Origin of the sequence: Streptomyces sp. BBFR2 (assembly GCF_044497305.1) — a bacterium.
Taxonomy (GTDB): Bacteria; Actinomycetota; Actinomycetes; order Streptomycetales; family Streptomycetaceae; genus Streptomyces.
Genome location: NZ_CP172415.1, coordinates 4,999,006 through 5,011,336 on the forward strand (window position 1 = coordinate 4,999,006; position 12,331 = coordinate 5,011,336).

Consider the following 12,331-nt stretch of genomic DNA (forward strand, 5'->3'; position numbering starts at 1 on the left):
GCCGGTGCGGTGCGGGTGCCGGTGCCGGTGCGGGTGCCGGTGCGGGTACGGGTGCCGGTGCTCGTGCTGGTGCCCGAGGCGGTCGCCGTCGGGGCCGGTGGCCGTGCCGTACGACGGGTGGCCGGGCCCTGCGGCACCCCGGGGCGGCGGCGCAGGGCCGCCGCCCACCGCCCGGCCGGGCCCCGCGCCCCCGCCGTACGGTCGCCGCCCGGGCCGGGGCGCCGCCCGGTGACGGACGCCTCACACCGCCCGGTACGTCACCGGGTCCGAGCCCGCCACCGCCACCGCCCGGCCCCGCACCAGCAGCCGCCGCAGATGCGCCTCGGCCTCCGCCACCGCGATGTTCCGGGAGACGTACGGGATCCGCTCCCAGGGGCGGTTCCACTCCATCGCGACCGTGAGCTGCCACAGCGTCCGTGGCCGGGCGAGCAGCCGCACCAGGCCGTCCAGCCGCGCCTCGTGGTGATCGAGCAGCGCGCGGGCGCGCCCCGCCGCGTCGGTGAACGGGTGCTGATGGGCGGGCAGCACCTCCGCCGGGGCGAGCCGCGCGACCCGCTCCAGCGACGCGAGGTAGTCCCCCAGCGGATCGCCCGGCGCCTCGCCCGCCTCCTCGTACACCCCGATGTGCGGACTGATCCCCGGCAGCAGATGATCACCGGAGAACAGCCGCCCGAACCCGGCGCCCGGCCCGCCACCGGCCGTCCCGTGCCCGCCACCGGCCGTCCCGTGCCCGCCACCGGCCGTCCCGTGCCCGCCACCGGTCGTCCCCGGCCCGCCATCCGGCGGGACCCCGGGCCCGCCCCCGGCCACCCCCACCGCGCGCCCCGGGTGTGCCTCCTCCAGATGCAGACAGACATGGCCGGGCGTATGCCCCGGCGTCCATATGGCGCGCAGCCGGCGACCGGGCAGATCCAGCAGCTCACCCGGGGCGATGTGCCGGTCGGGCACCGCCGCCCGCTGACCGGGCAGCTCCCCGCCGCGTGCCGTGCGCAGCGGCGCGAGGTGTTCCTCGGGCGCCCCGGCGGCGGCCAGCTTCGCGGCCAGTCGCGCCCGCCACGCGGCGGGCCGCGCCGCCCGGGTGCGCCGTACGACGTCGGCGTCCGCCTCGTGCATCGCGATCCAGGCGCCGGACGCGTCCCGTACCGCCGCGGACAGTCCGTGGTGGTCGGGGTGGTGGTGGGTGAGCAGGACGCCGTGGATGTCGGCGACGGTGAAGCCGCAGGCGGCGATCCCGCCGGTCAGCGCGGACCAGGCGGCCGGGTCGTCCCAGCCGGTGTCGATGAGGACCGGGCCGCGGTCGGTCTCCAGGAGGTGGACGAGGGTGTGGCCGAGCGGATTGCCGGGGATCGGCACGGAGACGCTCCACACGCCGCCCCGGTGGTCGGTCACCTGCGTCATCCCGGCCCCTCTCGGTGTGCCCGCCCGTCGGGTTCGCAGCCGTATATCCGTATGCGCGCACCGGACCGCGCTGCCCCGGGGCGGTACGCCACGCCACTATAACTAGAACGCGTTTCAGTGGAGCGGCTCGCGGAGCCGGTTCCGGGGCCGATTCCGGAGCGGGGTTCCGGGGCCGGGTTCCGGAGCCGGTCCCGCCGTCGCCTTCCGCTCCCGCCGCCCCCTCCCGGCCGTGTGGACTCCTGCTCCGGGAGGTGGTATCAGTTCAACGACCCATAACTGACGTGCCGTCAGAATCCTGGTGCCGTCGCTCCGTCCACCCGGCGGGCGGCCCGCGGCGGCGCCGGACACGCGCGACGCGCAGGCAGTTGACGGAACGTTCCCACCCGCCCGCCACCGGATGCGCCACGCGGCCGACCGGGCCGCCGGACACCGGACGGGCGGCCGACCGCGGGAGGCGGCAGCCATGAGCGACCTCGTCGAACACGGCAAGCTCTACATAGGCGGTGAACTCGTCGACCCCGCCGGAACCGGCACCCTCGACGTGATCTCCCCCCACACCGAACAACCCATCGGCCGCGTCCCGCACGCCACCCGCACCGACGTCGACCGCGCCGTCGTCGCCGCCCGCACCTCCTTCGACTCCGGCGTCTGGGCCGACACCCCGCTCGATGAGCGCATCGCGGTCATCACCCGCATCAAGGACGCCTTCGCCGTCCGCAGCGAGGAGATCGCCAAGGTCATCAGCGCCGAGAACGGCACCCCTTACACCTCCGGCGTCATGGTCCAGGCGCTCGCCGCGATGCTCGTCTGGGACGCCGCCCTCACCGTCGCCCGCGACTTCCCGTTCGAGGAACGCCGCGCCGGACTCCTCGGCCCGCTCCTCATCCGCCGCGAACCCGCCGGTGTCGTCGCCGCCGTCGTCCCCTGGAACGTCCCGCAGTTCACCGCCGCCGCCAAGCTCGCCCCCGCCCTTCTCGCCGGCTGCTCCGTCGTCCTCAAGGTCTCGCCCGAGACCCCGCTCGACGCGTACCTCCTCGCCGACATCGCCACGGAGGCGGGGCTGCCGCCCGGCGTCCTGTCGATCCTCCCCGCCGACCGTGAGGTCAGCGAATACCTCGTCGGCCACCCCGGCGTCGACAAGGTCTCCTTCACCGGCTCCGTCGCCGCCGGCAAACGCGTCATGGAGGTCGCCGCCCGCAACCTCGCCCGCGTCACCCTGGAACTCGGCGGCAAATCCGCCGCCGTGATCCTCCCCGACGCCGACCTGGACGCCGCCGTCGCCGGGATCACCCCGTTCGCCTGGATGATCAACGGCCAGGCGTGCGTCGCCCAGACCCGCATCCTCGCCCCCCGCTCCCGCTACGACGAGATCGCCGAACGGTTCACCGCCGCCGCGAACGCCCTGACCGTCGGCGACCCCCTCGACCCCGCCACCGAACTCGGCCCCCTCGTCGCCCGCCGCCAGCAGCAACGCTCCCTCGACTACATCGCCCTCGGCCAGCGGGAAGGCGCCAAGATCCTCGCCGGTGGCGGCATCCCCGCCGACCGGCCCACCGGCTGGTACGTCGAACCCACCCTCTTCGGCGACGTCACCCCCGCCATGCGCATCGCCCGCGAGGAGATCTTCGGCCCGGTCATCTGCCTCCTCCCCTACGACGACGAGGCGGACGCGGTACGTATCGCCAACGACTCCGAGTACGGCCTGTCCGGCTCCGTGTGGACCGCCGACACCGACCGCGGCATCGACCTCGCCCGCCGCGTCCGCACCGGCACCTACTCCGTGAACACCTTCAGCATCGACATGCTCGGCCCGTTCGGCGGCTACAAGAACTCCGGCATCGGCCGCGAATTCGGCCCCGAAGGATTCGGCGAATACCTGGAGCACAAGATGATCCACCTCCCGGCAGGTGCCTGATGGCCGACCGCTGGCACCTGGAGGTCGACCACGGCGTCTGCATCGGCTCCGGCCTGTGCGCCGCCACCGCCCCCGACCGCTTCCGCCTCGACACCGCCCGCCGGTCCCACCCCGCCGCCCCCGAAACGGACGCCTCCGAAACGGTCCTCGCCGCGGCCGAGGGATGCCCGGTGGAGGCGATCACTCTCACCCTCGCACCCGACGGCGAGGCGATTTTCCCGCCGGAGGAGGAGTAGGGGAGGAATGAGGAGTAGGGGAGGGGCAGGGGAGGAGTGGCGGACGGGTGAGGGCGAGGGTGGGGGCGCCGGAATGCGGTGAAGGCGCCGTGCCGGAAGCGGGGAAGCGGCCGTGCCGGAAATCGGTGAAGCCGCCGCGCCGGAAGCGGTAACTCCGTTGCGAGCCCGGGTAGTTGGCCCGCAAGGGGGCCCGCCGACCCCTACGGGATCCCCCCTACGGGCCCCCACCACCGGGAAGCCGACGGCGAACCCGCACGACCGCCCCCGCCCCGGCGCCTCCCCGCCCGCCCGCAGGACGTTAGTGGCGCGTTATCCATACGACGGCGGAGCATCAGCGCCGAGCGGCAGTCTTACTTCCCAGAAGCCGGAAACACCCCCTCGGAAAGATCGGGAAGAACGTGTCGCACTACACCCGCCGTTACGCTCGCAAGGCAGCCGCCGCCATGGTGATCACGATTGCCGCCTTCGGGCTCACCGCCTGCCAGGACGGCGGCACCGACACCTCGTCCTCGTCCCCGGCCTCGTCCTCCGCCGCGGACAGCGCGGACGGCGCGGACGGCGCCAAGTCCTCCCCGGCCAAGGACCCCCAGGGCTCCGTCGGCGGCGCGGCGGCCAAGACCCCCAACAAGGCCGGTGTGAAGTGCACCGACCAGATCAACTACGCGGGTGACCCCCGCCCCAACGCCGAGATCAACTCCATCGGTGAGGAGACCGGCCACTGCCCGGCACCGCAGAAGGGCGACAAGCCGGCCGGCACCCCGAAGAAGCCGGGTGTGAAGTGCACCGACCAGATCAACTACGCGGGCGACTCCCGCCCGAACGCCGAGATCAACTCCATCGGTGAGAAGACCGGCTACTGCCCGACGCCGGAGAAGGGCGCCGCCAAGCCGGCCGGCACCCCGAAGAAGCCGGGCGTGAAGTGCACCGACCAGATCAACTACGCGGGCGACTCCCGCCCGAACGCCGAGATCAACTCCATCGGCGAGGACAGCGGCTACTGCCCGCCGGTCAAGTAACCGATAGGGAAACGGCGGTACACAAGGCGCCGCTGGTGCCGTGACCGCGTAGGTTCGCCGGGTTGGCGGTCGTGACGGTTGGATGTGCGGTGACGTCCGTTCGACCGCTGGAGGCGCGGTGGCCGAGCCTGTCCGCGTACGCGGATCGACCGGCGGAAGGACGGCTCAGGAGGCGGACGACTCGATCTCGCCCGCAAAGACGATGATCTGGTCGATGAGGCTCCGCCGCAGATGGACGACGTCCGTTCCCGCCAGGCGGGGGCCTCCGTCCGGTGTGGTGAAGACCCACTGGTATCGGGCCCATTCGCCGGGCATGTCCACCGATGAGCAGCGCACCATCGTGCCGGTCCCCGCCGGGTGGTGCCGGATGTCCAGCACGAACCGCTCGACCGCCGCGATTCCTTCGCTGCGGCCCAATGGCCCCCAGAAGACCACGTCTGAGGTCAGGGCCTGGGAGAGCAGGGCAGTCACATAGCTGTCGTCCGAGGCGTTGAACGCGGAGATGAACGTATCGATCGCGGAGCGTGCCGTCTCTTCCTGCATGCCCCAGTAATACCAGCCGTTGCACGTGCGCCCGTCCCGCGAGCCGGCCCCCGATCACGGTGGATCATCCCGGTCACAGCGCCGGGGAAACGGCCGGTGCGGAGGCCATCGGTACGGAAGCCATCGGTACGGAAGTAACCGGTACGGAACATCGCAGCGCGGGGAACCCGCACTGCACGCAGGGGCTCGACGCGGACGGCGTCGGGCCCCTGCTTCGTCGTGTGCTCCGTCGTAGGGAGGGGCGGTGCGCGTCGGGCGTGCCCGGCTGCGGCCGGTTTCCCGTAGGGAACATCCCGTAAGGGTCGAAATGGCCCCCTCGCGGGCCAACTACCCGCACCCCCACCGGAGCTAACCCACCCCGCCCCGCCCCGCGATCCCCCGCGCCCCCGCGCCCCCGCTCGTCCCCGCGCCTCCGCGCGCCTCCGCGCCCCCGCTCGCCCCCGAGGGCCCGCTCACCCCCGTCACCCCGATCAACCGGCACGCCATCTCGATGTCGATCTTCACCTGGGCGATCGACGCCCGGCCCGACAGCCAGGTGATCAGGGCGGAGTGCCAGGTGTGTTCGATGACGCGGACGGCGGAGAGCTGCTCGGGGGTGGGTGGGCCGTCGAGGCCCATGGCGTCGAGGATGATCGTGGTGGTGAGGCGGGAGACGGTGTCGACCTCGGGGCTGACGGAGCGGTCGGCGAAGGTGAGGGCGCGGACCATGGCGTCGGCGAGGTGGGGTTCGCGCTGGAGGGCGCGGAAGGCCCGCATGAGGGTCTGGGCGACGCGGGCGCCGGGGTCCTCGTCGGACGGCGGGCGTTTGCGGAGTGTGGTGTGGAGGTGTTGGAGCTGGTCCTGCATGGTGGCGACCAGCAGGTGCACCTTGGAGGGGAAGTAGCGGTAGAGGGTGCCGAGGGCGACGCCGGAGGATTCGGCGACCTCGCGCATCTGGACGGCGTCGAAGCCGCCGCGTCCGGCCAGCCGGGCGCTGGTGTGCAGGATGCGTCGGCGCCGTGCCTCCTGACGTTCGGTCAGGGGTGGACTCGCGGGAAGTGCCGGCCTGGCCGCCCTGGATTCCGTAGTCATATGTCCCATTCCATGGCATTTCGTCCGCGATGCGGTGCTGTGCCGGTGGTGCGATCGGCACAGCATGGCAGGGGCTCCGGCCGTGGCGCGAATCACCCGAGGCGGCTCCTCGCGCTCCCTGCCCGGCCGGTAGATTCAACAGCTCGTGAACTGATCAGTAGCTCTTCAGTTCTGAAACTTGTTCTAGATTACCGCCAGCGGTTACGCTCCGGCGGACGTCCAGTGAGGAAGGGGGCCGCGCGGTGACCGCAGAGGCCGTCCAGGCAGCGACGCCCCGCCCCGGTGGCACTCCCTCCACCACCGCCCGGCCGCCCGGCGACACCCCCCTGCGTATCGCGATGCTCACCTACAAGGGGAACCCGTTCTGCGGCGGACAGGGCGTCTACGTACGCCACCTCTCCCGTGAGCTGGCCCGCCTCGGGCACACCGTCGAGGTCATCGGCGCCCAGCCCTATCCGGTGCTCGACGAGGGCGTCCCGCTCACCGAGCTGCCCAGCCTCGACCTCTACCGTCAGCCCGATCCGTTCCGCACGCCCAAGCGCGGCGAGTACCGCGACTGGATCGACGCGCTGGAGGTCGCCACCATGTGGACCGGCGGCTTCCCCGAACCGCTCACCTTCTCCCTGCGGGCCCGGCGCCACCTCGCCGCCCGCCGCGGCGCGTTCGACGTCGTCCACGACAACCAGACCCTCGGCTACGGCCTGCTCGGCGGCCCCGGCGCGCTCGGCGCCCCGCTGGTCACCACGGTCCACCACCCCATCACCGTCGACCGGCGCCTCGACCTCGCCGCCGCCGACGGCGCGGCCCGCCGCCTCTCCGTCCGCCGCTGGTACGGCTTCACGCGGATGCAGAAGCGCGTCGCGCGCCGCCTGCCGTCCGTCCTCACCGTCTCCGGCTCCTCGCGCCAGGAGATCATCGACGACCTCGGCGTCCGCGGCGACCGCATCCACGTCGTGCCCATCGGCGCCGACACCGACCTCTTCGCCCCGGACCCGTCCGTCCCCGAGGTGCCCGGCCGGATCGTCACCACCTCCAGCGCCGACGTCCCCCTCAAGGGCCTGATCCACCTCGTCGAGGCGCTCGGCAAGGTCCGCACCGAGCACCCCGAGGCGCACCTCGTCGTCGTCGGCAAGCGCGCCGACGACGGGCCGGTCGCCGCCGCCGTGGAACGTCTCGGCCTCTCCGGCGCCATCGAGTTCGTCAAGGGCATCACCGACGCCGAACTGGTCGACCTGGTGCGTGGCGCGCAGATCGCCTGTGTGCCGTCCCTCTACGAAGGGTTCTCGCTGCCCGCCGCCGAGGCGATGGCCACCGGCACCCCGCTGCTCGCCACCACCGGCGGCGCCATCCCCGAGGTCGCCGGGCCCGACGGTGAGACCTGCCTCGCGGTGCCGCCGGGCGACGCCGACGCCCTCGCCGGGGGACTGCGGCGCCTCCTCGGCGACCCCGCCCTCCGCCACCGCCTGGGCGCGGCCGGACGCGAACGGGTCCTCGCCCGTTTCACCTGGCGGCAGGCGGCCCTCGGCACCGCCGAGCGCTACCGCGAGGCCATCGCCCGGCAGTCCGCCACCGCCCGCGCCTAGGGCCCCGCCCGCCCCACCGAGTTCCCCCGCCCCGACCCGCCGGACGAAAGCAGAACGCCGTGCTGACCGTCGACTTCTCCCGCTTCCCGCTCGCCCCGGGCGACCGCGTGCTCGACCTGGGCTGCGGCGCCGGCCGCCACGCCTTCGAGTGCTACCGCCGCGGCGCGCAGGTCATCGCCCTCGACCGGAACGCCGACGAGATCCGCGAGGTCGCCAAGTGGTTCGCCGCCATGGAGGAGGCCGGTGAGGCGCCCGCCGGGGCCACCGCCACCGCCATGGAGGGCGACGCGTTGGCCCTGCCGTTCCCCGACGACTCCTTCGACGTCGTGATCATCTCCGAGGTCATGGAGCACATCCCCGACGACAAGGGCGTCCTCGCGGAGATGGTGCGCGTCCTGCGTCCCGGCGGCCGTATCGCCGTCACCGTCCCCCGCTACGGCCCCGAGAAGATCTGCTGGGCGCTGAGCGACGCGTACCACGAGGTCGAGGGCGGTCACATCCGCATCTACCGGGGCGATGAACTCCTCACCAAGATGCGCGCCGCCGGGCTCGAGCCGTACGGCACCCACCACGCCCACGGGCTCCACAGCCCCTACTGGTGGCTGAAGTGCGCCTTCGGCGTCGACAACGACAAGGCGCTGCCGGTGAAGGCGTACCACAAGCTGCTGGTCTGGGACATCATGAAGAAACCGCTGGCCACCCGGGTCGCCGAACAGGCCCTCAACCCGCTGATCGGCAAGAGCTTCGTCGCCTACGCCACCAAGCCGCACCTGCCCGAGGCGGCCGCCAAGTGACGAGCCCGGGCCGTACCGAACGCCTCGTCCTGCCCGGCGTCCTCACCGCCGAACAGGCCGCCGCCACCGTCGCCGGCATCCTCGCCACCCAGCGCGCCGACGGCGCCATCCCCTGGTTCCGCGGCCACCACCTCGACCCGTGGGACCACACCGAGGCGGCCATGGCTCTCGACGCCGCCGGTGAGCACGACCGCGCCACGGCCGCCTACGACTGGCTGCGCCGCCACCAGAACGCGGACGGCTCCTGGTACGCGGCGTACGCCGACGGCGACGCGGACGAGCCCACCGACCGTGGCCGGGAGAGCAACTTCTGCGCCTACCTCGCGGTCGGCGTCTGGCACCACTACCTGTCCACCGGCGACGAGGCGTTCCTCGACCGGATGTGGCCCGCCGTCTACGCCGCCGTCGAGTTCGTCCTCGGACTCCAGCAGCCGGGCGGGGAGATCGGGTGGAAGCGGGAGGACGACGGTACGCCCGTCACCGACGCGCTGCTGACCGGCTCGTCCTCCGTCCACCACGCGCTGCGGTGCGCGCTGGCCATGGCCGAGCAGCGGGAGGAGCCGCAGCCCGACTGGGAGCTGGCCCTCGGCCGCCTCGGGCACGCGTTGCGCGCGCACCCCGAGCGGTTCCTCGACAAGTCCCGCTACTCCATGGACTGGTACTACCCGATCCTCGGCGGTGCCGTCCGCGGCGCCGCCGCCCGGGAGCGGATCGACGCGCAGTGGGACGCGTTCGTCGTCCCCGGGCTGGGCGTCCGCTGCGTCCTTCCCAACCCGTGGGTCACCGGCGGCGAGAGCGCCGAACTGGCCCTCGCGCTCTGGGCGATGGGCGAGTCCGACCGCGCCGTGCAGATCCTCCGCTGGATCGGACACCTGCGCGCCGACGACGGCATGTACTGGACGGGACGCGTCTTCGACGACGACGTGATCTGGCCACGGGAGCGGACGTCGTGGACCGCCGGTTCGCTGCTGCTCGCGGTGGCGGCGCTCGGCGGCGACGAGGCCACCACCTCGGTCTTCGGCGGCGAATCCCTTCCGGTGGGCCTCGCACCGGACTGCTGCGGCTGACCCGCCCGGGGCGGGCGGGAAGAACTCGCCGATACGTTCGGGAAATGGCCGCGCGTCCCGGAAACCGCCGTATTACGGTGCGGCCATGACTCTCCAAGGATCACTCAGCCACGAGCGGTACTGCGCCGAACTCCTCGCGGAGGCCGAGGCGTTCCGGGACACCGTGCGCGGCGCGGATCTCACCGCCACGGTGCCGACCTGCCCGGACTGGAAGCTCTCCGACCTGATCCGGCACGTCGGCGGGGCGCACCGCTGGGCCGGGACGATGGTCGAGCGCCGCGCCACCGACGCCGCCGCGTTCGACGACGTCCCCGGCGGGAAGGGCCCCGAGGGGGACGATCCGGACGCGCTGGACCGCTGGCTGGCCGAGGGCGCCGAGCAGGCCGTACGGGCGCTGCGGGAGGCCGGGCCGGAGGCCGCGGTGTGGACGTGGACGCCGTTGCGGCGGGCCGGGTTCTGGGCGCGGCGGATGACCCACGAGACGGTTGTGCACCGCGCCGACGCGGCGGTGACCGCCCGGGCGCCGTTCGAGGTCGCCCCGGAGGTCGCGGCGGACTGTCTGGAGGAGTGGTTCCAACTCGGCGAGCTGCCCGAGGTCGCGGCGCGGCTGGCCGCCCGCGAGGGCGTCAAGACGCCGTTCGCGCCCGGCCGTTCGATCCATCTGCACGCCACCGACGCCTCGCCGGAGCTGAACGCCGAGTGGCTGCTCGACCTCTCCGGCGACCGCGTCGTCCACCGCCGCGCCCACGGGAAGGCGAGCGTCGCGGTCCGCGGCCCGCTCACCGATCTCCTGCTGGTCGTCTTCCAGCGGCTGCCCGCCGACAGCGACCGCGTCGAGATCATCGGCGACCGCGAGGTGCTGGACGCGTGGCTGGAGTACGCGACGTTCGGCTGAGGTACGGGGACGGTCGGTCGGCGTAGGTGAACGCCCCGCCGGGGGACGGGCGAACGGCCCTCGCGGCGCCGCGAGGGCCCGCCCGGCGCCGCGAGGGCCCGCCCGGCGCCGGAGCCGACCCCGCCGCCGGAGCCGACCCCGCCGCCGGAGCCGCGCCCTGGCGGCGTCCGGCCCGCGCCCTGCCGGGAAAGGCGGGCGTGCCGGCCCGGTGGCCGATCAGGTGCCGGGCGGTGCCGCCGCCTCCAGCAGGGGCCAGCCGTCCATCTCCACCGTCGCCCGGCCCTCGTCCGGGCGCCAGCCACGGGCCAGCGCCGCGTCGAGCAGTGCCCGGACCGCGCCCGGTTCGTGCAGGTTCAGCGAGGGCCCGTGGCCCAGCCCCACGTCCCCGGAGCCCAGGGGGGCGCCGCCGGGCACGTACCGGCCCGGCCCGTCGGCGAAGACGAGGCGCAGTGAGCCGCCGGAGCCTGCCGGCTGGGGGTGCAGGGTGAGGGTTTCGCGGCAGTCCACGGGCCCGCCGGTCTCCCGCCGGTGGCTGTGGCGGAGGGTCCACAGGTAGGTGCGCCCTCCGGCGACCAGACGGCGGGGCTTCTTCGGATGACGGGGCATGGGTCGAGGGTATGCGGCCGGGCCCGGGGGGCGCCGCTCGACGGCGGTCACCCGTCGATGACGCCGGTCGGGGCCCGAGCGGCGCCGCTCGACGGCGGCCACCCGTCGATGAGGCCGGTCGGGGCCCGAGGGGGCCGGAGCGCCCGCCCTTACGTCATCAACTCCGCCATCACCCGCAGCGTGTGCGGATCGGGCGCCGTCACCAGCAGGTCGGTGACCGGGCCCGCCCGCCACAGCTCCAGCCGTTCCGCGATGCGTTCGCGCGGTCCGACCAGGGAGATCTCGTCGGCGAAGGCATCGGGGACGGCGCGGACCGCCTCGTCCCGGCGACCCGCCAGGAAGAGTTCCTGGATGCGGCGGGCCTCCTCGGCGAAGCCCATGCGGGCCATCAGCCGGGCGTGGAAGTTCTTCGCGGCGTGGCCCATGCCGCCGATGTAGAAGCCGAGCATCGCCTTGACGGGCCACAGCCCTTCGGTGACGTCTTCGCAGACCACCGCCCGGACCAGCGGCGCGATCCGGAAGCCTTCGGGCGCCTCGCGCAGCGACTTTGCGTACACGGCGGTGCGCAGCGGGGACCAGTACAGCGGCAGCCAGCCGTCCGCGATGCGGGTGGTCTGCGCGATGTTCCTGGGGCCCTCGGCGCCGAGGAGTACCGGCAGGTCGGCGCGGAGCGGGTGGGTGATCGGTTTGAGCGGTCTGCCGAGTCCGGTGGCGGTGGCGCCGCGGTGGGGGAGCGGGTGGTACGTGCCGTCCGATGTCACCGGGGCGGCGCGCCGCAGGACCTGGCGGACGATGTCGACGTACTCGCGGGTGGCGGTCAGCGGGCTGGCGGGGAACGGCTGCCCGTACCAGCCCTCGACGACCTGCGGTCCGGACAGCCCCAGGCCCAGCAGCAGCCGTCCGCCGGAGAGGTGGTCGAGGGTGAGGGCGTGCATCGCGGTGGCGGTGGGGGTGCGGGCGGCCATCTGCGCGATGCCGGTGCCCAGGGCGATGGTGGAGGTGTGCGCGGCGATCCAGGTGAGCGCGGTGAAGGCGTCCGAGCCCCAGGATTCGGCGGTCCATACGGAGGCGTAGCCGAGCCGTTCGGCCTCGCGGGCCAGTTCCAGATGGCGGGGGTCGGGGCCGCGTCCCCAGTAGCCGAGCGCCAGCCCCAGTCGCATGCCCGCCCCTCCCGCCGCCGGAACCGCAGAGCCCGCACCGGAACTGA

12 protein-coding genes are annotated in these 12,331 nt (G+C 73.7%); 7 read left to right on the plus strand and 5 right to left on the minus strand.

The features are described from left to right. Nucleotides 1–240 precede the first annotated feature (240 nt). Nucleotides 241–1,398 carry an MBL fold metallo-hydrolase gene (locus tag ACGH2B_RS20335; RefSeq protein ID WP_399091580.1) on the minus strand — a complete coding sequence of 386 codons (1,158 nt, stop codon included), beginning with the start codon at nucleotides 1,396–1,398 and terminating at the stop codon, nucleotides 241–243. Nucleotides 1,399–1,861: 463 nt separating this feature from the next. Between ACGH2B_RS20335 and ACGH2B_RS20340 the strand changes: the two genes are divergently transcribed. The 3 genes from ACGH2B_RS20340 (at nucleotide 1,862) to ACGH2B_RS20350 (ending at nucleotide 4,565) form a co-directional block, all read left to right on the plus strand. After that, entirely contained in the window at nucleotides 1,862–3,313 is a 1,452-nt protein-coding gene (locus tag ACGH2B_RS20340; protein ID WP_399091583.1) for an aldehyde dehydrogenase, read from the plus strand. Then, entirely contained in the window at nucleotides 3,313–3,549 is a 237-nt protein-coding gene (locus tag ACGH2B_RS20345) for a ferredoxin (protein WP_399091586.1), read from the plus strand. Before ACGH2B_RS20340 ends, ACGH2B_RS20345 begins: the two co-directional genes overlap by 1 nt. Nucleotides 3,550–3,992: 443 nt before the next feature. Further along, on the plus strand, nucleotides 3,993–4,565 hold the full coding sequence (locus ACGH2B_RS20350; RefSeq protein ID WP_399091589.1) for a hypothetical protein: 573 nt from the start codon (nucleotides 3,993–3,995) through the stop codon (nucleotides 4,563–4,565). 165 nt (nucleotides 4,566–4,730) lie between these two features. Here the strand turns inward: ACGH2B_RS20350 and ACGH2B_RS20355 are convergent, their stop codons facing one another. Together ACGH2B_RS20355 and ACGH2B_RS20360 are read right to left on the minus strand one after the other, a co-directional pair. Then, nucleotides 4,731–5,108: a nuclear transport factor 2 family protein gene (locus tag ACGH2B_RS20355; RefSeq protein WP_399091591.1), complete on the minus strand. Its 378-nt coding sequence runs from the start codon at nucleotides 5,106–5,108 to the stop codon at nucleotides 4,731–4,733. A gap of 348 nt (nucleotides 5,109–5,456) precedes the next feature. Next, the gene (locus ACGH2B_RS20360) at nucleotides 5,457–6,179 is read right to left on the minus strand and encodes a TetR family transcriptional regulator (RefSeq protein WP_399091594.1); all 723 of its coding nucleotides are present in this window, start codon (nucleotides 6,177–6,179) and stop codon (nucleotides 5,457–5,459) included. A 242-nt stretch (nucleotides 6,180–6,421) separates the two neighbouring features. Here ACGH2B_RS20360 and ACGH2B_RS20365 point away from each other — a divergent pair, with 242 nt between their 5' ends. From ACGH2B_RS20365 to ACGH2B_RS20380, 4 genes are all read left to right on the plus strand, one after another. Then, entirely contained in the window at nucleotides 6,422–7,762 is a 1,341-nt protein-coding gene (locus ACGH2B_RS20365; protein ID WP_399091597.1) for a glycosyltransferase family 4 protein, read from the plus strand. Nucleotides 7,763–7,821: 59 nt separating this feature from the next. Continuing rightward, nucleotides 7,822–8,556 (plus strand): class I SAM-dependent methyltransferase, encoded by a 735-nt coding sequence (locus tag ACGH2B_RS20370; protein WP_399091600.1) that lies wholly within the window; start codon nucleotides 7,822–7,824, stop codon nucleotides 8,554–8,556. Then, complete coding sequence (locus tag ACGH2B_RS20375; RefSeq protein WP_399091603.1) at nucleotides 8,553–9,623, plus strand: prenyltransferase; 1,071 nt, start codon at nucleotides 8,553–8,555, stop codon at nucleotides 9,621–9,623. Before ACGH2B_RS20370 ends, ACGH2B_RS20375 begins: the two co-directional genes overlap by 4 nt. An 85-nt stretch (nucleotides 9,624–9,708) precedes the next feature. Further along, nucleotides 9,709–10,518 carry a maleylpyruvate isomerase family mycothiol-dependent enzyme gene (locus ACGH2B_RS20380; RefSeq protein ID WP_399091606.1) on the plus strand — a complete coding sequence of 270 codons (810 nt, stop codon included), beginning with the start codon at nucleotides 9,709–9,711 and terminating at the stop codon, nucleotides 10,516–10,518. A 216-nt stretch (nucleotides 10,519–10,734) separates the two neighbouring features. On the opposite strand, the gene ACGH2B_RS20385 is transcribed toward ACGH2B_RS20380, so the two are convergent. Beyond that, nucleotides 10,735–11,124 (minus strand): hypothetical protein, encoded by a 390-nt coding sequence (locus ACGH2B_RS20385; RefSeq protein ID WP_399091609.1) that lies wholly within the window; start codon nucleotides 11,122–11,124, stop codon nucleotides 10,735–10,737. 149 nt (nucleotides 11,125–11,273) lie between these two features. Further along, on the minus strand, nucleotides 11,274–12,284 hold the full coding sequence (locus ACGH2B_RS20390) for an LLM class F420-dependent oxidoreductase (protein WP_399091612.1): 1,011 nt from the start codon (nucleotides 12,282–12,284) through the stop codon (nucleotides 11,274–11,276). Nucleotides 12,285–12,331: the final 47 nt, after the last annotated feature.